The organism is Oceanobacter sp. ABM4_470, from assembly GCF_056158645.1.
Window position 1 is genome coordinate 2,774,108 of the sequence record NZ_JBSWTR010000001.1, and the last position, 21,878, is coordinate 2,795,985.

At 55.6% G+C, this 21,878-nt stretch carries 18 protein-coding genes; 11 read left to right on the forward strand and 7 right to left on the reverse strand.

The window, feature by feature from the left end:
- The first annotated feature begins 120 nt into the window (after positions 1–120).
- From ACXADJ_RS12145 to ACXADJ_RS12170, 6 genes are all read left to right on the forward strand, one after another.
- Positions 121–1,749, forward strand: coding sequence for a carboxylesterase/lipase family protein (locus ACXADJ_RS12145; protein ID WP_475066255.1), 1,629 nt, complete (start codon positions 121–123; stop codon positions 1,747–1,749).
- Positions 1,750–2,036: 287 nt separating this feature from the next.
- Complete coding sequence (locus tag ACXADJ_RS12150; RefSeq protein WP_475066256.1) at positions 2,037–2,807, forward strand: TorF family putative porin; 771 nt, start codon at positions 2,037–2,039, stop codon at positions 2,805–2,807.
- 569 nt (positions 2,808–3,376) lie between these two features.
- Positions 3,377–4,531, forward strand: coding sequence for an ABC transporter ATP-binding protein (locus ACXADJ_RS12155; protein ID WP_475066260.1), 1,155 nt, complete (start codon positions 3,377–3,379; stop codon positions 4,529–4,531).
- Positions 4,532–4,544: 13 nt separating this feature from the next.
- Positions 4,545–5,444, forward strand: coding sequence for an ABC transporter permease (locus ACXADJ_RS12160; RefSeq protein WP_475066262.1), 900 nt, complete (start codon positions 4,545–4,547; stop codon positions 5,442–5,444).
- A gap of 1 nt (position 5,445) precedes the next feature.
- A complete protein-coding gene (locus tag ACXADJ_RS12165) occupies positions 5,446–6,282 on the forward strand; it encodes an ABC transporter permease (RefSeq protein WP_475066264.1) in 837 nt (278 codons plus the stop codon).
- Entirely contained in the window at positions 6,279–7,748 is a 1,470-nt protein-coding gene (locus ACXADJ_RS12170) for an MATE family efflux transporter (RefSeq protein WP_475066266.1), read from the forward strand. Before ACXADJ_RS12165 ends, ACXADJ_RS12170 begins: the two co-directional genes overlap by 4 nt.
- 17 nt (positions 7,749–7,765) lie before the next feature.
- Here ACXADJ_RS12170 and ACXADJ_RS12175 read toward each other — a convergent pair whose 3' ends face one another.
- Together ACXADJ_RS12175 and ACXADJ_RS12180 are read right to left on the reverse strand one after the other, a co-directional pair.
- On the reverse strand, positions 7,766–8,890 hold the full coding sequence (locus ACXADJ_RS12175; RefSeq protein ID WP_475066267.1) for a PleD family two-component system response regulator: 1,125 nt from the start codon (positions 8,888–8,890) through the stop codon (positions 7,766–7,768).
- A complete protein-coding gene (locus tag ACXADJ_RS12180) occupies positions 8,883–10,454 on the reverse strand; it encodes an ATP-binding protein (protein ID WP_475066270.1) in 1,572 nt (523 codons plus the stop codon). Before ACXADJ_RS12180 ends, ACXADJ_RS12175 begins: the two co-directional genes overlap by 8 nt.
- 345 nt (positions 10,455–10,799) lie before the next feature.
- Between ACXADJ_RS12180 and tkt the strand changes: the two genes are divergently transcribed.
- From tkt to ACXADJ_RS12195, 3 genes are all read left to right on the forward strand, one after another.
- Positions 10,800–12,788 carry a transketolase gene (gene tkt / locus ACXADJ_RS12185; RefSeq protein ID WP_475066274.1) on the forward strand — a complete coding sequence of 663 codons (1,989 nt, stop codon included), beginning with the start codon at positions 10,800–10,802 and terminating at the stop codon, positions 12,786–12,788.
- A gap of 710 nt (positions 12,789–13,498) precedes the next feature.
- Positions 13,499–13,915 (forward strand): hypothetical protein, encoded by a 417-nt coding sequence (locus tag ACXADJ_RS12190; RefSeq protein WP_475066276.1) that lies wholly within the window; start codon positions 13,499–13,501, stop codon positions 13,913–13,915.
- Between the two features lie 470 nt (positions 13,916–14,385).
- Positions 14,386–14,802 (forward strand): hypothetical protein, encoded by a 417-nt coding sequence (locus tag ACXADJ_RS12195; protein WP_028293279.1) that lies wholly within the window; start codon positions 14,386–14,388, stop codon positions 14,800–14,802.
- Between the two features lie 161 nt (positions 14,803–14,963).
- On the opposite strand, the gene ACXADJ_RS12200 is transcribed toward ACXADJ_RS12195, so the two are convergent.
- Complete coding sequence (locus ACXADJ_RS12200) at positions 14,964–15,536, reverse strand: PaaI family thioesterase (protein WP_475066278.1); 573 nt, start codon at positions 15,534–15,536, stop codon at positions 14,964–14,966.
- Between the two features lie 214 nt (positions 15,537–15,750).
- Here ACXADJ_RS12200 and ACXADJ_RS12205 point away from each other — a divergent pair, with 214 nt between their 5' ends.
- Positions 15,751–17,028 (forward strand): DnaT-like ssDNA-binding domain-containing protein, encoded by a 1,278-nt coding sequence (locus ACXADJ_RS12205; RefSeq protein ID WP_475066280.1) that lies wholly within the window; start codon positions 15,751–15,753, stop codon positions 17,026–17,028.
- Positions 16,940–17,605 carry a replication protein P gene (locus ACXADJ_RS12210; RefSeq protein ID WP_475066282.1) on the forward strand — a complete coding sequence of 222 codons (666 nt, stop codon included), beginning with the start codon at positions 16,940–16,942 and terminating at the stop codon, positions 17,603–17,605. The genes ACXADJ_RS12205 and ACXADJ_RS12210 overlap by 89 nt, the downstream gene beginning before the upstream one ends.
- A 55-nt stretch (positions 17,606–17,660) precedes the next feature.
- Here ACXADJ_RS12210 and ACXADJ_RS12215 read toward each other — a convergent pair whose 3' ends face one another.
- The 4 genes from ACXADJ_RS12215 to hypE all read right to left on the reverse strand — a co-directional run bounded on the left by ACXADJ_RS12215 (position 17,661) and on the right by hypE (position 21,637).
- Entirely contained in the window at positions 17,661–18,815 is a 1,155-nt protein-coding gene (locus ACXADJ_RS12215; protein ID WP_475066283.1) for a FecR family protein, read from the reverse strand.
- Positions 18,816–18,854: 39 nt separating this feature from the next.
- A complete protein-coding gene (locus ACXADJ_RS12220) occupies positions 18,855–19,412 on the reverse strand; it encodes an RNA polymerase sigma factor (RefSeq protein WP_475066284.1) in 558 nt (185 codons plus the stop codon).
- Between the two features lie 496 nt (positions 19,413–19,908).
- Positions 19,909–20,517, reverse strand: a complete 609-nt coding sequence (locus tag ACXADJ_RS12225) for an HvfX family Cu-binding RiPP maturation protein (protein ID WP_475066286.1) — start codon at positions 20,515–20,517, stop codon at positions 19,909–19,911.
- Positions 20,518–20,605: 88 nt separating this feature from the next.
- Positions 20,606–21,637 carry a hydrogenase expression/formation protein HypE gene (gene hypE / locus ACXADJ_RS12230; protein ID WP_475066289.1) on the reverse strand — a complete coding sequence of 344 codons (1,032 nt, stop codon included), beginning with the start codon at positions 21,635–21,637 and terminating at the stop codon, positions 20,606–20,608.
- Positions 21,638–21,878 lie beyond the last annotated feature (241 nt).

Sequence of the window (21,878 nt, forward strand, 5' to 3'; positions counted from 1 at the left end):
CGCAGATAACGGCAACGCCGCGCGCCGTCCTCCGCCAGTGACCATCACTGTAACTGCCACCGTGCCAGTAACCAGCTGGCCTGACGGGGGGAGCGGCTTGCCCTGTGAATTGAGGAACGTATGTCTGAAATACAATATGCCGACGTAGTGAACACCACGTCCGGCCCTGTCGTTGGCCGCGTACTGCAGGACGAGGATTTGTCTGCTTACCTGGGCATTCCCTATGCCCAGCCACCGATTGGTGAATTACGCTTCAAACCCACCGTGCCAGTAGAACCATGGACCGAAACCCGCGAAGCCATCCGCTTCAGCCCGGCGTCCATGCAGGTGACCTGGCCGGATATTCCGGTGAACGACTTCATCGATGAGCCGCTGCCCAAAGGCCAGTGCTATCTGGGTTCGGAAGACAGCCTGACCGTCAACGTCTGGAAGCCGAACCAGCCAATGATCGGCAAGCGCCCGCTGTTCATCTGGATTCATGGTGGCGCCAACCACCTGGAAGGCAGCCGCAGCGGCATGTACAACGGTGCAGCGCTGGCGGCCAAAGGCAATCTGGTGTTTGCCTCGCTGAATTACCGCCTTGGTCCACTGGGCTTTATGGACGTCAGCGAACTGGGTGGCGATGAATACCGGGGCTCTTCCTGTAATGGTCTGCGCGACCAGCTGATGGCGGTGGAATGGATCATCAACAACGCCGACGCCTTTGGTGCCGACCCGGATAACATCACCCTGGCCGGCGAATCTGCTGGTGGCATGGACATCAGCTGGCTGCTGGCCAGTGGCAAGCTGAAAGGCCGCATCAAGCGCGCCATCATCATGAGTAACGTCAAAGGGCCATGTGGCTTTGGCGAGAACGTGGATCGCATGTCCCGTCACGACAAACGCTACTCCCAGCGTATTGCCCGAGAACTGCTCGAGCGGCTGGATTACCCGGATTTCGCTGCGCTGCGCGACGCCCCGGCCAACGAGCTGTTCAAGCGCCTGAGTGAAAACAGCGCCGATGCCGACCTGATTTTCGACCTCGACGGCATGTTCTACCCCTGTGACGACGGCAGCTTTGCGCCCCACGAACCGTTCCGCGCCATTCGCAACGGCATGGTCGACGGCATCGACGTGATGATTGGCTACACCAACTACGAAGCCGGTCTGTGGTTGATCATGGAAGAAGACATGCTCAACTGGCCAGCGCAGAAAATGGTCGACAATTTCGGCAACCTTGGCGACAAGCCAAAAGCCGAAATGGTCGAGGCCTATCGCAGTTTCCACCCGGATATGAGCGAAGGCGAACTGGCCGTCACCATCATGAGCGACTGTGGCTTTGTGTTCCCGCAAATCTGGTTCGCCGAAGAACTGGTCAGGCGCGGTAACAAGGTATGGATGTACCGCTTCGACTGGGAAGTGAACGATACCCTCAAGGCCATGCACTCGGCGGAGCTGCCGTTCTTCTTTGGCCGCCCTAACGACAAGGCCGCAACGGACTCCATTGGCGCCGCCGACAGCGAGGAAAAACGTATTGAGCGCGAACGTCTGTCCAACGAGTTCTGCTCACGGGTGATCAACTTCATCCACTACGGAACCCCTGCACCTGGCCCGAATAACTCCGCGCTACGGTGGCCACTCTATAACGAAGGCATGCGCCCCATGCTGCGACTGGATAGCGAGACGTCACTGATCTTCGATCCCGACGCCAACAAGCGCCAGTGGTGGACCCGTATGGTCTACAACCCGGTCATGAATCCACAAAAATAGGCAACAACCGCACGATATCGATGACGATATATAGCGTCATCGATATCCCGGCTCAAAACGACCAATACCTGACAATAAAAAATATCGATATCCATCGACATATAAAAACGAATAGCGAGTTATTCAGCAGTACTGAGAAAGGCACGATCGGCTGATATTACGGCCATCACAGGAAGTCCGATTACGGCATGCAGATATGGCAAGCACGCTATTGCCGTGCCTGTTTGGCGCATAACCGGGCATATAACACGCCATATCCCAGCGGATTTGGCCATTGGAGAGATGTCATGAAAGACCTGAAAAAACTGATGTTCGCTGCCTCACTGGCAACCCTGGCCTGCCAGCCTGTGTTTGCAGAGGAAATGCCACCGGCCGACGGTGAAGCACCACAATTCGGTATGCCACCGGAAGGCCTGCTGATTGCCGGTGTCACTGCCGCCAGTAACTATATGATTGGTGGTATCAGCCTCAGTGGCAACCAGTCGTCACTGCAACCTTTTATTGAATACAACTTCCCGTTTGGTCTGTACGTCGGTGGCTGGGCTGCCAGTGGCATCGTTGATGTTGACGGCAACAAATGGGAATACGACTACTTCATGGGTTACCGCGGCATGCTGCTGGACGGCCTGCATCTGGACACCAGCTACTGGGTCTACAACTACGACAAGACCGCTTACTTTGGCGAAGCAGCGTTCGTAAATCTGGATTACGACGTCTCCCGCAAGCTCAGCATGGGTCTGGGCGTTAAGCATGACACCTTCTTCGACAACCAGATTTTCACAGCGCGCTTTAAATACGACCTGGGTAACGGCTGGAGCGTGTCCGGCAAGGAAGAAGCCGTCAACAAGCGCAGTACCCTCGACGTTGGCGGTGGCTACGAAGTGGAACTGCAATCCGGCACCGAGCTGAACTGGGACCTGGGCCTGACCCACCAGTTTGACCGTATCTGGTCGGTTGACCTGCGTGCCTTTGACTCCAACTTTGAAGATCCGAATACCGGCGATACCGGCAGTCGTTTCGTGCTGGCGATCAACGCCTATACCGACTTGCTGCACTAGGAGCATGGGGCCTTTGAAAACTGCCGGTAGCCAGAGGGAGCCGGTGGATTTCAAAGCGTCAGTCACTGGAGCCATGCACCGGCTCCAGCCATTCTCCTGGTCACAAGAATGCCGGTATAAGAGCCCTCAACGCATTGCACACTACCGCACTGCTACCACGGACTCTTTATAGTGCATTCCGGCATTGTCCGTTGTGAAACGGATGTTCTTCGTGCTTTGGGGTCCATTTGGGCCCCCTTTTTTGATCCCTGTTTTCGGGTTTCAAATAACAAGGGACCCTCTGAATAACTCGGTGCCCGCTTGCCTTAATCACCACAAAATACCCCCGGTTTTTATGTGGCCAGGAGTCGGATTACAGGGATTCTGCTCGGGCAATGATTACAAATCTTTTGCTCTCTATACCCCAATAGGTATTCAAAAAAATACAGAATGTATTCTACTATTGATTATCAGATGTAATTCCGGAATAGCAGGAAATATTCCGCTATTAAAAAAACCAGACCGGAATACAGGGAATAAATACAGCGGTTTCCAACCGCATTCATAACAAACATGGCGAGGGCCTCCGAATGTTGGCTTTATCAGAAGCACCCGCAGTCGGGTCAGAAACATCCACACCGTGGACCAATGCACAGGCGACCCCATTGGTTGAAATCCGCTCGGTATCCAAGCAATACGGTGATTTCACAGCCATTGGCGATTTGTCCCTGAAAATCTATCCGGGTGAATTTTTCGCCCTGCTGGGCCCTTCCGGCTGCGGCAAGAGTACCTTGCTGCGTATGCTGGCCGGGTTCGAAACCCCGACCTCCGGCGAGATTCTGCTGAACGGCGAGGACATGGTGCCAATGCCGCCGGAAAAGCGCCCTGTGAATATGATGTTCCAGTCCTACGCGCTGTTTCCGCACCTGACCCTGGAACAGAACATTGCCTTTGGGCTGAAACGTATGAAGCTGCCGAAGGGTGAGATCGACAGTCGCGTGGAAGAAATGCTGCAGCTGGTGCAAATGACCAGTCAGGCGAAGCGCAAGCCGCACCAGATATCCGGTGGCCAGCGTCAGCGTATCGCGCTGGCCCGTTCGCTGGCCCGCCGCCCGAAAATGCTGTTGCTGGACGAACCCATGGGCGCGCTCGACAAGAAACTGCGCCGCGAAACCCAACTCGAACTGATGGACATCCAGCACCGTCTGGGCACCACCTTTGTGATTGTGACTCACGATCAGGAAGAAGCCATGACCGTCGCCAGCCGCATTGCCATCATGGATCACGGCAAGTTGATGCAGGTGGCACCACCGATCGACACCTACGAGACTCCAGCCAGTCGTTATGTCGCTGAATTTGTCGGCGACACCAATATCTTCACCGGCGCCGTTACTGCCGCAGGTTCCAGCGCACTGGACTTCACCCTCGAAGTCTCCGGCCAGAAACTCAACGCCATACCGCAAACCGGTATTGCCGCCGCCGATGCCAGATACCTTAACGTGCGGCCCGAAAAAATGGCGGTCAGCAAGGATCGGGTCGACGACGGCTCCAACTACCTGCGCGGCCGCATCGACGAAGTTGCTTATCTGGGCAACCTGTCGACCTACTACGTCGATGTCGGTCTGGATCAACGGGTGCTGGTGCAGATGACCAACAGCCAGCGTTTTGGCAGCGAACGGTTTGCCGAAGGCGATAACGTCTGGGTGTCCTGGTATCCGCAAGACGGCCAGTTGCTGGATTGCTAAGCGGAGACCTGTTATGAACTTACCCATCTCCCGACGCAACCTGCTGATCAGCATTCCCTACACCTGGCTGCTGCTGTTTTTTCTGATTCCGTTCGTGATCGTGATGAGCATCTCGCTGTCCGATCCGGCCACCGCCATCCCGCCTTACAGCCCGGTGCTGAAGACCGATGACGGCTTCGCAGGGCTATGGCATTACCTGACCCAGCTCGACTTTGAAAACTTCGCCATTGTGCTGGAAGACGACGTTTACCTGTCGTCCTACCTCAACAGCGTGCAAATGGCACTGACCACCACGCTGCTGTGTTTGCTACTGGGATACCCGATCGCCTACGCCATTGCAGCGTCACCGACGCACTGGAAAACGCGCTTTATCATGGCCATCAACCTGACCTTCTGGTGCTCGTTCCTGATTCGTATCTACGCCTGGATCGTACTGCTGAGTAATCAAGGGGTGATCAACCACATACTGTTGTCGCTGGGCATCATCGATACTCCGATTCGCATGCTCAACACCACCTTTGCGGTGTATCTGGGACTGGTATACGCCTACTTGCCGCTGATGATTTTCCCTGTCTACGCCACGTTAGAGAAACTCGATAACAGTGTTTACGAGGCCTCCCGGGACCTGGGCTGCAGCCACATTGAATCCTTTTTCCGCGTCACCCTGCCACTCAGCAGGCCGGGCATGCTGGCTGGCGCCTTTCTGGTGTTTGTGCCAGTGACCGGTGAATACATAGTGCCGAGCCTGCTGGGCAACTCCTCGACTCCGGTGATAGGACGGGTGTTATGGAACGAGTTTTTCTCCAACGGCGACTGGCCGCTGGCGGCCTCCATTTCAGTACTGCTGATGCTGGTACTGGTGTTACCGATTGTGCTTTACCAGTTCTTCAGCAACCGCAACGAGGAGAAATAACATGAACCGACATCTGAGCTGGTTTGGCATCACCTCGCTGACTCTGGGGCTGGCCTTTATGTACCTGCCGATTCTGGTACTGGTGGTTTACAGCTTCAACGATTCCGAGATGATCACCCTGTGGTCACACCCGTCGCTGCGCTGGTACGAAAAGCTGTTTACCGACGGCAACTACTGGGGCCCGGCCTGGACCACCTTGCGCATCTCGCTGGTGTCATCGGTGCTGGCCACCGTTCTGGGCGTGATGATCAGCCTGGTGGTGACCCGCATGCGCAAGTTCAAAGGTCGCTCGCTGTTTGTCGGTATGACCATCGCACCGCTGGTACTGCCGGAGGTCATTACCGGTCTGGCGCTGCTACTGCTGTTTATCGCCATCGGCGTTGAGCGGGGCTTTATGACCGTGATCATTGCCCACACCACCTTCGCCATGTGTTTTGTGTCGGTGATTGTGACGGCCCGTATGGCCGAGTTTGATATGTCCACCGAAGAGGCTGCCCGTGATCTTGGCTGCGGCCCGATCATGGCCTTTTTCCACGCCACCCTGCCGGCAATTCTGCCTGCCATTGTGGCGGCCTTCCTGCTCGCCTTTGCGCTGTCGCTAGACAATCTGGTGGTCACCACCTTCACCACCGGACCCGGCATTACCACCTTGCCGATGCGGGTGTTCTCGGAGATTCGAACGGGCGTTAAACCGGAAATCAACGCGCTGTCGACCATGGTGATTTTGCTGGTGACCTGCGTTGCGATCACCAGCTCGCTGCTGACCAAGCGTTCGGCTGCAAAACGAACAGCGGAAACCGACTCGCCACCAGCGACCTCGCAGTTGGCCAGCGCATGACGCCACCGACCCATTTAAATCAACACACCGCAACCAGCAGCGCCGTTGACCCCGTCAGCGACGCTGCTGTGTACGGCGCTGGCACAGAAAATAGCGCTGAGCATGAACAACATCACCTCGGCGAACACCATCATCCGGGCGAACATCACCCTGGTGCAGGCGCCAGTGATGCCGAGCTGCGGCGGGAATTCTGGCGTTATACCATTCCGTCCATCGGCGCCTTGCTGGTCAATGGCGTTAACGAGCTGGTCGACGCCGCTTTTGTTGGCAGCCACGTCGGCTATCAAGGGCTGGCGGCCATCACACTGACCTGGCCGGTGATCTGTCTGGTAATTGGTATTGGTCTGATGATTGGCGCTGCCGGTGGCAGTCTGATGTCGATTGCCCGTGGTCGCCGCGACTGGCAGCAATGCAACCGTGTCCTCAACCACAGCGCCGGGCTGGCGCTGTTGCTGGGGCCATTGTGCGGCGTGCTGGTCATCGCCATTGACCAGACCGTGCTGCAATGGCAAGGGGCCAGTGGTGCAGTGGCTGATATGGCGTTGCTGTACTCTGAGGTGTTTGCCGCCGGTTGTGTCATCAACCTGATTGCCATTGCGCTGGCCATGATGGTGCGCAACGACAACAGCCCGATGATCTCGACACTGATCATGGCCATCAGTGCATTAGTGAACCTGCTGTTCGACTGGCTGTTTGTTGCGGTGCTCGACCAGGGCGTTGCCGGTGCCGCGCTGGCCAGCATTTTCGCCAAAGCCGCTGCATTGGCGGGCGCCGGGTATTACTTTTTACGTCACAGCCAGCGGCTGCAATTGCAGCTGTCATTAATGAAACCCGACCTCGCATTCAGCCGCCGCATCTGCGCCCTGGGAGCCTCAACCTTTGTGATGTACATCTACGCCGGTGTCGACATCAGCGTACATAACGCCCTGCTGATGCATTACGGCAGCGCCATCGACGTCGCCGCCCTGGCGATTGCCGGTTACATCATGATGCTGTTCTATTTTCTTTCGGAAGGCGTCGCCAACGGCATGCAGCCACTGGTGAGCTACTACCATGGCAGCCGTTTGCTGCAGTTGCAGAACCGCATGCGTGATATGGCAATTCGGGTGCTGGTGATTTGCGGTATTGGCTGGACGACTCTGGTGTACGCCGCGCCGGAATGGCTGATCAGCCTGTTTTCCGAACACAACCCGGAGTTGACCGACGTTGCTCGCAACGGCATGCACCTGCACCTGTTCGCGATGTTGTTTGATGGCCTGTTGGTGCTGGCTTCGGTGTACTTTCAGGCGGTAGACCAGGGCCGTCGCTCGCTGCTGATTTCGGTGGGTAACATCGCCGTGCAAATCCCCTTCTTTCTGGTGTTGCCACAATGGCTGGGGGTCACCGGCGTCTGGCTGGTGTTGCCAGTGTCGACCACACTGCTGTTTCTGGTGGTGCTGGCAGTGATAGTACGGAGCCACAGATAACAGCTTCTGCGCCAGAGTTAAAACGACCGCGTCAGCTCGTCGAGGTTGCTGGTGATTCGGCCCAGCTGCTGGTCCAGGTTGAGACCGCTTTCGGCCAGTTCCAGCGCCTCATTAAGCTTGCGTTGAACGATTTCGGTCAGAGCGGCTTCCTGCTCCTGGGTCAGGTCCTGACGATTGAATTCTTCTTCAATTTCATGCACCAGCGTGTTCATCAATTGCATGCTGTCGTTTTTGTATTTTTCCTGATATTTCTGAATATCGCCCATGGCTTTCTGGCCATCTTTCAAGGCATCCATCACCAGGCATAAACGCTGTTCGGCGATGGCGAGGTCATCACGGATTTTCTGGATCAGGTCGTTGGCATTTTCGGCCAGAATCGTTAAATAGTCGCGCAGTTCCCCTTCCCGGCCCGGGTTACTGATGGGCTGATTTTTCACGAAGATAGTGACGTAGTCGTAATTGATGATCATGCGGGATTCCAGCTGGATGATGCGCTGCTCCATCATGTGCACTCGTTCCAACAGCTGTTCTTCCATGGGTGCCAGCTGCTCGCTGGTTGAGGCATTCCAACACTCGCCACCAGAGCGCACCTGGGCCATGCCACTGAGGCCATATTGGGCGATGGTTTTGGTCATGCGTTCCACCAGCACTTGCTGGTTGGGCGCTTTCACGCCTTCCCGTACAAAGTTCAGAATGATGCCGATATCTGCCGCGTTGCTGAGTGCCGACATCGCCATTTGCGAGACTTCCTGATAGCCGGTGCGCAGGTTTTTCAGTTCTGATGCTTGCTGGCGAGTGGTATCCAGCCGTTTGGCCAGCAGCGCTTTTTCAACGGGTAACTTGATAAAGTCCTGACCGCCAGCGTCGTAGCCTTGCAGTATGTCGTCGGTGCTGCAGTGGTTGGACATAAACACCACCGGCACATCGGCCTGTTCCGTTTTCACCTCACGACATTTGGCAAAGCCACTTTCCGGGGCTGGGTCGAGGGCGATCACCACCAGATCGGCGTCGGCCAATTGAGGCTGCAACGGCGCATCCGGCTGGCACAACTGCAAGGAAAATCGGTCGTCAGGCAGGTGGGATAGCAGCCGTTGAATATCGCTGCTGTCGCCGATCATGAGTAGCCGGGTGATGTCAGTCATGGGTTCTTCCTGTTTGTAACTTGCGGGTCAATTCCAGCTCCAGCCCATCAAGGTCAAAGTCGAGTGCCAGTTCGCAGATAGTTGTGACGTCCTTGCGCTCGGACTCAGGTACCCTAGCCTTCTGCAACTGACGGGCAATGTCTTCCACTCTTAATAAATCCTTGCCCAACCATTGCAGCATGGCGGTGAGCTGCTGGTTGATCTGGGCGGATGTCATGGTGTCTGTTGAGTCTAGCGGTGGCGTCGGAGCGGCAGGATCGGTAATCAGGAAGTCACGCAGGATACTCCCCAAACGATCAAGTTTGATTGGCTTGGATATGTGCTCGTCCATGCCTTGCTCCATGCTTTCCTGGCGGTGCTCGTCGGTGGCATGGGCGGTCATGGCAATGATTGGCAGGTCTTCAAATTCCGGACTGATCTGGCGGATTCGGTGGGTGGTTTCATAGCCGTTCATGCCGGGCATTTGTAAATCCATCAGAATCAGATCGACGATGACGCCATCGTTGACCAGGGCGGTAATCGCCTGCTGACCACCGCTGCACACAAAGGTTTTTACACCCAGCTTTTCCAGCATGTGACGGGCAATAACCTGATTGACCTCGTTGTCTTCCACCAGCATCACCCGAAAACCTTTCAGGCTGGCGTTGCTATGAGGGCTGCCTTTATTGGACTGTCGGGCGATGGCTTCCTCGATCGGCAGCGACACGGTAAAGGTTGAACCGCTCCCCATTTCGCTACGAACCGTCACAGTGCCGCCCATCATGCGCACCAGTTTATGGGTAATGCTGAGGCCCAGACCGGTGCCACCAAAACGTCGGCTGATGGTCGAATCAGCCTGATTGAAGGCATCAAAAATGCTGTCCTTGACGGCGTCCGGTATGCCCATGCCGGTGTCGGCAACCTCAATATCCAGCCATTGTTTGCGACGGCTGGCGTGCAGCCTGACCGCCCCTCGTTGGGTAAACTTGATGGCGTTGGAAATCAGGTTCAGCAGCACCTGTCTAACCCGCAGGGCATCCAGCATCAGTGCAGTTGGTAAATCAGCCTCAATGTTGAGCGTCAGCGCCAGCTGTTTCTGATCGGCCATGCCTTTCATTGAAGAGACAATGTCTTCCAACATGCCGCGTAGCGGCACCGCCGTTTGCTCCAGTGTCATCATGCCCGCTTCGATTTTGCTGAAATCGAGGATGTCGTTAATGATGCCCAGCAGGTGCTCGCCCGATTGCGAGGCGGTCATTAATAGTTGCTGCTGTTGACTGTCCAGACGGGTTTCCGACAGCATGGTTAACATGCCCAGAACGCCGTTCAGAGGGGTACGGATTTCATGACTCATATGAGCCAGAAAATCGGCTTTGGCGCGTGCGGCTCGCAGGGCTTCATCCCGCGCGATGGAGAGTTCGGTGGTACGTTCAACGACTTTTTCTTCCAGGTTCACCGTAAGCTTGCGCAACTCTTCCGAGCGGTCGTAAAGCTCACGGCTTTTCTCCGCCAGAATAGATTCTGCTTTTAATCGCGCAGATTTTTCACGCTCGTAGCGCTTCAGCAAGCTGTCGTAATCGGGCACAGCGTCTCCGGTATTGGAAATTAGGCAGCGTTTATCACACAGAACCGGTGGCGGTACGGAATTTACCTGCGAGGTGTTGCCGCTTTGTGATTTGAGTATAGAAGATCTGCGCCATTGCATCGGCGCGGCAGTGCACAGTGCGCTAGCATGTATGCAAAACAATCAGAACACGCAGGAAATACAGGTTAGCTGGGCGGTACTTTGGGCATTGCCCTGAGTGCGGCTCTGAGCGACAATGCGCAGCCTTTCAGGCAGTGCAATGTGCTCCGGCCAAAAGCCCGCATTCCACTACCCCGTCTACTACTCTGAAGCCTGCTTAAATAATCCGACATTCAGGAGTCAAAAATGACCTCTCGTACCGAACTGGCGAACGCTATCCGCGCCTTGAGCATGGACGCTGTCCAGAAAGCAAAATCCGGCCACCCAGGCGCCCCAATGGGCATGGCAGATATTGCCGAGGTGCTGTGGAACGACTTTCTGAAGCACAACCCGAACAACCCGGAATGGGCCGACCGCGACCGCTTCATCCTGTCCAACGGTCACGGCTCCATGCTGATTTACTCGCTGCTGCACCTGAGCGGCTACGAGCTGTCCATCGACGACCTGAAAAACTTCCGTCAGCTGCACAGCAAGACGCCGGGTCACCCTGAATACGGTTACGCGCCAGGCGTTGAAACCACTACCGGTCCTCTGGGTCAGGGCATTGCCAACGGCGTGGGTATGGCGGCGGCTGAAAAAGTACTGGCTGCCCAGTTCAACCGCGACGGTCACGACATCGTTGATCACTACACCTACGTATTCATGGGCGACGGCTGCATGATGGAAGGTGTTTCCCACGAAGCTTGTTCTCTGGCCGGTACCCTGGGTCTGGGTAAACTGGTTGCGTTCTACGATGACAACGGAATTTCCATCGACGGTGAAGTAGAAGGCTGGTTCACCGACGATACCCCGGCACGTTTTGAATCCTACGGCTGGCAGGTTATCCGCAATGTGAATGGTCACGACTCTGAAGAGATCAAGATGGCCATCGAAACCGCCCGTGAAAACACCACTCAGCCAACCCTGATTTGCTGCAAGACCATTATTGGTTTTGGCTCTCCGAACAAGGAAGGCAAGGAAGACTGTCACGGTGCGCCACTGGGTGACGACGAAATCAAACTGACCCGCGAGCGTCTGGGTTGGGAACACGGTCCATTCGAAGTACCTGCCAACGTTTACGAAGGCTGGAGCGCGAAGGACAAGGGTGCCGCTGCCGAACAGAGCTGGAACGACAAGTTCGCCGCCTACACTACCGCCTACCCTGAACTGGCTGCTGAATTCGAACGTCGTATGAAAGGCGACCTGCCTGCTGACTTCGCCGCCAAGGCACAAGCTTACATCGAAGAGTGTCAGGCCAAGGGCGACGTGGTGGCTTCCCGTAAGGCATCCCAGAACACCCTGAATACTTTCGGCCCGCTGCTGCCAGAATTCCTTGGCGGCTCTGCCGACCTGGCTGGCTCCAACCTGACCCTGTGGTCCGGTGCCAAGGGCGTTAGCGCTGACGACGCATCCGGCAACTACCTGTTCTACGGCGTACGTGAATTCGGCATGAGCGCCATGATGAACGGTATTGCCCTGCACAAGGGCTTCGTACCTTACGGCGCAACCTTCCTGATGTTCATGGAATACGCCCGTAACGCCGTACGTATGGCCTCCCTGATGAAGCAGCGTGCTATCTTCGTTTACACCCACGACTCTATCGGTCTGGGCGAAGACGGTCCGACTCACCAGCCGGTTGAGCAAGTAGCGAGCCTGCGCAACACCCCTAACCTGGAAACCTGGCGTCCATGTGACACCGTGGAATCTGCGGTGGCGTGGAAATCTTCCGTTGAACGTGCCGATGGCCCGTCTGCGCTGATCTTCTCCCGTCAGGGTCTGCCTCACCAGGCACGTGACGCCGAACAGCTGGCCAACGTTGCCAAGGGTGCTTACATCCTGAAAGACTGTGAAGGTACTCCGGACGCGATCATCATTGCTACTGGTTCCGAAGTGGGTCTGGCAATGGACGCCGCTGCGGCCATCACCGACAAGCAAGTGCGCGTGGTTTCCATGCCGTGTGCCGAAGTGTTCTGCAAGCAGGACGCCGCTTACATCGAATCCGTACTGCCAGCTTCCGTAACGGCCCGTGTTGCGGTTGAAGCCCTGCACAAGGACTACTGGTACAAGTTCGTTGGCCTGAACGGCGCCATCGTGGGTATGGAAACCTTTGGTGAGTCTGCACCTGCCGCTGACCTGTTCAAGGAATTCGGCTTCACCGTTGAAAACGTGGTTGCCGCAGTCAACAGCGTAGCCTGATCATTCAGGGCTATGTCCTTCACAGGCCTGTATTACACGGATCTGTGCGGGAAAGACACATGACAGCAGCCGCTGCTGTCAGCGTGATATAAAAGAACCGGGCAATTCGCCCGGTTTTTTTGTGCCTCTGAAAAGCCCTGCGTCTAACCCTCTCGCGGCCTGCGCCTTCTACCCAATCTCTCGCTAATTGTTATCTCACCGCCTGCTATTTGTGTTCTCGTGAACCTTTGCCCTGTCCGATTCCCCCTACCCCAGGCTTGAAACACCATCACTTTGGAGCCGCAACTTAAGCCATCACAATGGTGACAATCCACCACTTTGAAGCCTGATTGCCCCACTGACATACAAAATAAAATTCGGCCCAAAAAATGACAAATTTTGCCAGCCATAAATTAAACGGGTGATCGTTAAGGAGGGTGCACCAATACGACTGCATGTCATTTAAAAACAGCCGAAAAAACCCGCTATTTGCCATTTTCAGCGCTCAGAAAACCCGCCTTTTTAACGAAATTTATTTCGTCAGACAAAACAGTAAATGATTCTATTCAGGTCCGTTACATCGGCTTTGCGAAAAACCTAGAATATTTTTCATCGCTTCAGGAGACGCTCAATCCCGGCCTCGAAAGACGTTCCTGAAGCCCGTCACAGCCAGCCCGACTGGTTATTCAGAAACATGGGGAACACGATTAAAAACAGCAAGGAGCGCAGCAATGAACTCACCTCAAGCGCTGGAACAACCACACCAGCATGTGTTGGTTTTCAATCGATTCAGTATTCGTGGGGCTATCCACCACCACACCGACCTGACACTTCACCCGGACGGCCAATGGCAGGTTGAAAGTCACATCACATCCGTCGTGCGTTCTTTCAAACCGCGCATCTCCGTTCATGTGGAGTTTATGGACGAATTTAATATGGGCCCGCTGGAATTTGGCTGCGATGACATTGAGTGGCACCCCAAGTGTCTGTGGTCTTCTGCTTTCCGCAAGTTTCAGGATCGCACCATCAAGATGTCGGGCTGCAGCGACTTTATTCGCGACCACTTTGATGAACTGAGCCAACGCTCAACCGGAAAACTGAAGCTGAAGCTCGCAAAGCAGCCCAGTCTGCTGGCCCGCCTGTTCTAAACCCTCTGAAGACCCCTGGTTCGACCCAACGCTGATACTGCTTTCCCCTCCTCTCAGAGCAGTATCAGCGTTCCTGCCAGACTCCGTTCGAGAGCCCCCGTTCAAGAACCAACCATACTTCTGTTTGACGATCTGAAAAATTTCAACCTGACAGATCCGTCATTCCCTACACTCGCTACCTTCCTGTTGCACCCGCACGGCGCTATTCTTTCAGAGTGATTCTCAATAACTTGGCGCTTGCCTCGACTAACTGGTCACTTATGAATCAGAAAGTTGTTTTCGGGCCTGACGGGGCACAGAAACCAGATAACGGGTTCGTGACAATCGGCGCAGTTTTACAGATCATTAAGAAAACAGTCCGAATTTGAGACGTGGTTCGAAAGCTGGCTGAAACCAATCGGGGTTTAATCCCGTCTATTCTCACAGGAACATCCGCCATCAGCGGACGACAGGCAAGCAGGAGCGCAGCAATGAATTCACCCCAGGCTTTGGTGCAACCGCACCAACACGTTTTCGTATTCGAACAATTCAGCATTCGTGGTGCCATTCACCACCATACCGATCTGACCATTCACGACGACGGCCACTGGCAAGTAGAAAGCCGGGTGAGCTCGGTGGTGAATTCGTTCAAGCCACGCATTTCATTGCACATCGAATTTATGGACGAAGCCAACATGGGGCCGTTGAGCTTTGGTGAAGAAGACACCGAATGGCATCCCAAGTGTTTGTGGTCGGCGTCGTTCCGTAGCTTGCAGGAACGCACCATCAAAATGTCCGGCAGCAGCGACTTTATTCGCGACCACTTTGACGAGCTGAGCCACCACTCCACCGGCAAACTGAAGTTGCAACTGAAGAAACAAACCAGCCTGCTGGGCCGCTTGTTCTGATTGTTCTGATTATTCTGGCAGCTCTGACTGTTTTTATTAGTGGACAGTCTCCAAACAGCCAGCCGATTTGAACACTCGCCGGTCCTGGCCTGGGCTTACCTTACTGGACTTCTCTTATTGGGGTTGCCTCATAAGACCGAGACCGGCGGTGCTGTCTGAAATCAGCCAGGCATGCCAGGGGCCGCCCCCGAGAACATGGCCGTCAGCTGGTCAAGATCGGCTTGTGGTACCAGATCCATGGTGGCGAACTGCTCTGGCGTAAAAGGCGCAAAATCCCCGGTTGCAGTCGCTACCAACTCATCCTTCTGATTAAACAGCTGCCCCTGAATGATCAATTTGCGGCGGCGTTCATCCAGACTTTCCAGCGTGGTAATGGCATACAACTCGTCACCCACGTATACCGGCTTTTTAAAGCGCACCTGAATGTCCCGCGTCAGTGGGAACTGATGCAGGAAGTAGATACAGGCCCAGGCCATGGTTTCATCCAGAATGGTGGTGGTCACACCACCGTGGGCCAGATTGCTCCAGCCGCGTACATGCTCCGGAATAACCACTTGCGAACGTATTTGTTTGCCATTGGTGGCGAAGGTCATGTGCAGGCCCTGATCGTTATGGGCACCGCAAGCAAAACAATGAGGATCAACCGTCGGCAAGGCTTGCCACAACTCTGTTAGCTGCCCGGTTGGGTTCTCGGCCAAAGCCCCGGTCAAGGAATGAGACACATCAGTCGACATATATGCTCCGCTATCGTCGAATCAAACAATCCCCCGACTATACCGCGGTCAGCGTCACAAACCGTGCAAGGGTCCAACAACAGCCTGACTCACAGAATGAACAATGCATTCAGCGATGCCACCGGCACTGTGTTCGGGTTACACTTTGGGGTTTCCACTTTTCTATTCAGCCGTCCTGACATCCTGTGCGTCGGCGGCGGTTTTGGCAGGCAGTATGAGTAATCACCCGTTGTTTACAGACACCACCATTCCCTTGTCGGTGACGCTGGCGGCCACCATTGGGTTGGAGGAAGCCTTGCTGCTGACCATTTTCAATCAGGCAGCGCAACTGCAACCTCAGAGCCAGCGCAATGGCATCCGCATCAGCCGCGAATGCTTGCGTCAGCAATTGCCTTTCTGGGATGACGTGACCATTCGCCGTACCCTCGCCAGCCTGATCGAGAAAGGCATGGTGCAATTGCATGGCCCCATGTATCCGGAAAGTGCCGAAATGCTGTTGGGCTTTGACAGCCAGAACACCAGCAGCCAGCCGTTGCCCAGCGATGTGCGTGCGGCTTATCCGCCACAAGGTAATGGTCAGAACCATCACAGTGGCCAACCAGTTGCTCACAGCCCCCAACACGGCAGTCCTCAACCAGGCAGCCCTCAACATGGTAGCCAACAGCCAAGCCAGCACAATACGCCGCGTTATTCATCCATTGGCGCCGACTGGAAACCGTCGCAAGACACCCTCACGCGACTGCAACAGCGCGGTATTGGCCAGAGTTTTGTGTGGGCCCAGCTCGACAGTTTTATCCTCCACGCACAGGAAGCCGGCCCCAATCGTAACGACTGGAACGCGCGCTTTTTCAATCACGTGAAAAATCAGTGGGTGTACGCCCAGAACGATGCCGAGCGGCAAAAGCAGTTCCAACAGGAGCGCGAAGAACAGCAGCTGAATCGCAGTGGTTTCAAGGTCGCTCAGGACGAAGCAGCTCCTATCCAGCCAAGCTGGCGTCCCAGCGCCGATGCCCTGCAAATTTTGCAACGTGCCGACATCGACCAGCAGTTTATTGAAGACGCCATTCCGGAATTTGTACTCTACTGGAGCGAACGCGGCGACGCGGTGAAAACCTGGAACACCAAGTTCCTGCAACACGTGCGCTCCCAGTGGGCTCGCTACTCGGCATCGATGGAGCACTCCAACGTGCCGATGCCTATTGATCGTAACTGGCAACCGTCCAGCGACTGCTACGATATTCTGGCAATGGCCCATATCGACACCCAGTTCGCCCGTGAACGGGTGGCGGAATTTGTGCTCTACTGGCGCGATTCCGGCCAGGTGCACAACAGCTGGAACAGCCGCTTTCTGCAATACGTAAAACAGCAATGGGGCAAACGTTTGGCCCAGTCAGGAGATGCTCATGGAACCGCAAGCAACCAATCAGCTGCTCAACCGGGTTACACAACAGCTGAAGCCAGCGTCCAGCGACTCAACGACACCAGTTGGTAGTACCGAGGCCCAGAAGCAGGCGACGGTGGAACAGAAAGAAGCCATCAACCAGATTTTCGAGCTGTTCCGTTTCAACTACCACAACCAGTTTCTGAAAGCCTTTCCGGATCACGACACCCTGATCATGGCCAAACGGCTGTGGTCACGGCTGCTGGTGGATTACCGTGGCGACGTCATCATGCGTGCTGCGGAACAGGCGGTAAAAGAAAACGGCTGGCTGCCAAACGTGCACGAAGTGGTATCGCGCTGTGATATTGCCGGCACCCTCGGTGTGCCGGGTACTCACCGCGCCTACATGGAAGCCTGCCGGGCACCGTCGCCGAAGAAAGACTTCAACTGGAGCCACCCGATTGTGTACTACGCCGGGCGCGCCAGTGACTGGTTCTATCTGGCCAACACACCGGAAGAGCAGGCCTTCCCGGTGTTTAAACACAACTACGAACTGCTGCTGCAACGACTGCAAGCAGGCGAAGATATTCAGATGGAAATCCAGAAGGCGCTGCCGGAAGAAGTGATCACGCCGCTGCCTCGCAAAGAACAGCAGCAGCGCTTACAGGATTTGAAGTCGTTGTTATAAACAGCCGACTTTCATGCATTCGACAAGCGAGCGAACGAACCAAAGAGCCTCTGATTTATCGGCCTGCAGATATCACAATCTGCTGTTCGCTCACCTGCATATCCAACCCGAACAGGTCCGTCACCAGCTCCAGCGTCCCTTCCACATCCTGCTGCCGGTATTTGCCGGAAAACGTCTGCGTCCCATCAATATCGCGCAACTGAATCTGCTTTTGGGTGTGGCTTTGCAAATGAGCCACCAGATCGCTTAACGGCTCGCCACTGACCTTACGCCAGCCGGTTCGCCAACTGCCCGCTTGCTGATCCTTGAAGGGCTGAGCCTGATCACCGTCCAGTCGCACACCCTCGCCAGCGAACAAGCGCCAGCTCTGGCCCTCGTGAGTGACTTCCACAATGCCGTGCTCAACGCTCACCACCAGCCCGTCGCCGGATGTATCGACGTTAAACGCCGTGCCCAATACCCGGATTTGACCGCGCTCCGTACTGATAACAAACGGCCGCTGGGTATCTCTGGCCACTGAGAAAAACACTTCCCCCTGCTGCAGCTGCACCCGGCGTTCGGTGTCGGACAGTGCCACCGACAACTGGCTGTTGGCGTTGATCGCCAGGTCGGAACCGTCAGCCAGGGTCAGTTGTTGCTGCTCTGCAGTATCGGTTGCGTAATCGACGGCCACAGTTTGGCTGACCTCATTCGAGGCGGAACCGTTAAGGCCAGTACCCAACACGAACCACAGCAGCGGCGCCAGCAACAGCAGACTGGCAGCGGTTGCCAAACCAAGACCCCAATCAAAGCGGTTGGATGTACTGGTCTCACGTTTAGCCCCGGTTTCTGTATCTGGCTCTAGCCCCCCGACAGAAGCAGAACCCACAGCCGTATCTGAACCGTCGGCCAACAGCCGCTGACGGGCCGTCCGAATATCCGTGACCTTTCTATCCGTGACCTTTCTATCCAGGACTTTTCTATCCGTGACTGTGCTATCCGATTCATTGCTATCTGAGCGGGTGTCGCAGCGCGGTTGTGCCAGCGCCAACAGCAAGGCTTCGCTGTCGCCAAAATAATGCGCAATGTATTCCGCCGCCGCCCGATGGCGCTCGTCTTCGGCCAGCCAATGATGGTAGTCACTGCGCTGGACATCATTCAGCTCATCCAGCCGGTCGTACCAGTCGGCGGCCTGCTCCAGGATTTCATCTGAAAAGAACTTCAGGTTCATAGGCCGTTACTGCGCCTCCGCTTGATGGCAGCGCATGACTCAATCGTCACGTTCATGTTTTTCCACCGTGCGGGCGATATCCAGCATCGCCCGGGTAATGTGTTTTTTCACCGATGCCTCACTGAGGCCCAACTGTGCAGCAATGGCATCACGGGACAGGCCATCCATTCGACGCATTAAAAACACCTGTCGTCGCAGCGGCGGCATCGCTGTCAGGGTCGCCGACAGTGCTTCCAGCTTGCGTCGCTCCATGTGCTGTTGGTCCAGCGGCATGCTCTCCTGCTCTGGCAGCTCAGCCACGTAATCCGGCTGACGCTTGCTGCAACGCCAGTGGTCCAAAACCACCGAGCGAGCCACTTGCAGGCCATAGGCCAACGGGTTGCTGACTCGTTCCCGTGCAGTCGTTTGCAGTGACCGCACCATGGTGTCTTGCAGCAGGTCTTCAACGTCGCTGGGGTTGGAAATCTGACTGCGGATGTAGCCACGAATGCGCGGTATCTCACTGGTCAGTTGTTGCTCGTAATGGCTATCCGGACCATCAGGCGTTAGCGCCGGGTCGTCCAGCTGGCGATCACAAGACTGGCGGATCATTTTCATTGCCATTCCGGTTTTCACAGACGAGTGGTCGCCATGAGAACACGTCAAAGTGACAGTTTATTGAAGCTAAAAACACGCATGCACAGCGCTTTCAAGATAAGACGTGCCGAAGAGCTAAAAGGGGACAGGGTAATTTGGCGAGAATAGCTTAAAGGGGACATCTATTTAATCCGGTGCTCACTCTGGGCTGCCGGATGGTTTCGAATCACGAAGCCGACTTGTAGGCCTGACGGGTCAAGTCAAAAGTCGGCGACACAGAGTCGAGATCATCCGGCAGCCCCCGCAGGGCGCGGGTTGCCGCCGCCCAGTGCGGTGTTGACGAACTTGAAAAGGACTCGTCATTTCGCTGCATTCGTCGCCTTGCACTGAACAACGGCAACACTCGCGCAGAGCCGTGCAGGATTAAATAGATGTCCCCTAAAGGTGTCGAAGAGGAAGGAGAAAGAGCAATAGGCTGATCTTTCTCCTCTGGTGCTTTTGGGACGACACCTATTGATCAGTCCGCTTTGATAAAGCGACGCGCCAGCCAGTAATCCACACTCACGTAACGGCCAGCGCCGGTGAAGAACAGACTCAGCAACATCACAAAATAGGTCGCGGCAAACTCAATGCCGTTGTTCAGAATCACAAATGAACCACGGCCAGTCAGCCAGTCGTAATGGCCATGTTGCTGCAACAGACTGCGTCCTGCCTGCAAGCGATCCGCCGCTTCCATCACACGGTCGTTAGCCAGCCAGCTGGAGGCATCGGCAATCGCCAGCCAGCCGTTTTGCCAATGCACCGTCAACGCCGCCACCAGCATGGTGATCATCAGCGGGATGCTGATCCAGCGCACCGCCAAACCAAACACCAGCAACCAGGCGCCGATAAACTCGGTGCCCGCCGCCAGCGCCACCATCAGCTCGGGGAAGAGCAACCCCAGTCCCCAGTCCGGATTCCCAAACCAGGCCACCGTATCGTCAAAGGCTACCAGCTTGTTCCAGCCAGCCTGCATCAGCACCGGTGCCAGATACAGACGTAACAGCAAGGGAGCCAGGCCGTCGGCAAAGCGGGTGGAATTCAGTGCCTGATGGGCAGGACGGTATAAATCAATCAGGGATTTCATGGCTGGCTCCGCAAACCTGTGTCTTGTTTTCTACACAGTCGCTGGAGCAGCCTGATTCTTACAAAGTATTTTGCCTGAGCAGAAAACATCAACAAATACGCGGCAGCTGCTCGCCATTGAGCCAATCCACCATACGACGACCACCGAACTTGGTGGTCATCTGCACAAAGTGGTTCGGGTCTTCGGTGATCTCACCCACGATGGCAGCATCTGCGCCTTTTGGATGTGTGCGCATCACGACTAACAGCTGTTCGGCGTGTTCAGCCGAACAAATCGCCAACAGCTTACCCTCATTGGCAACGTACAGCGGATCAAGCCCCAGAAACTCACAAGCCGACGCCACCACGGGTTTGACCGGAATCTGCGCTTCCTGCAAATGCACACCCACGCCGCTTTGATGGGCAATTTCGTTGAGGGTGTTAGCCAGACCGCCACGAGTGGGATCTCGAAGGCATTTGATGGTTGGCACCGCTTCCAACATAGCGGCAGTCAGCTCGTGTAGCGCCTGGGTATCAGACTGCAGCTCGGATTCAAAACCGAGGCTCTCACGCATCGACAGAATCGTCACACCATGGTCCCCCATCGAACCCGACACCAGAATTTTGTCGCCCGGCTTGGCATTGGCACCCGAAAGCTCAATGCCCTCCGCCACATACCCCACGCCGGTGGTGGTAATAAACACACCGTCGCCCTTGCCCTGCTCGACCACTTTGGTATCACCGGTGACAATCGCCACACCAGTGTCTTTGGCAGCGCCCGCCATCGATTGCACGATGCGCTTCAGATCAGCCAGTGGATAACCTTCCTCCAACACAAACGCCGCCGACAGATACAGCGGCACCGCGCCGTTCATGGCCACGTCGTTGACTGTGCCGTGCACCGACAAACAGCCGATATCCCCGCCCGGGAAAAACAGCGGCGAAATCACATGGGCATCGGTCGCCATCACCAACCGACTGTTGGCAGGCGGCTGCGGCAGCACCGCACCGTCGTTTCCCTGATTGAGATAATCGTTACTGAACTCGGCGGCAAACAACTCCGAGATCAACTGCTGCATGGCACGACCACCGCTGCCATGCACCATCTCAACCTTGCCTTTATTCCAGTCTATACGTGCCATGGTTTATTCATCCGTCGAACGTCCGGGCAAAAGCCAGACGCAGTGTTTATTCAAAAAGCCGCCATCGTTGGGCAACGCCCAACCTACCCTCTGTAGGAGCGAATTTATTCGCGAAACCCGTAGACTGGGCCCCGCCCAGCAAGTGTTGGTAAATACTGTGGGAGCGAGCTTGCTCGCGAAAAAGCCGCTAAAACCATCGGCAGCAAGCTACCCCCCACATGAACGCTTCCCTGTAGGAGCG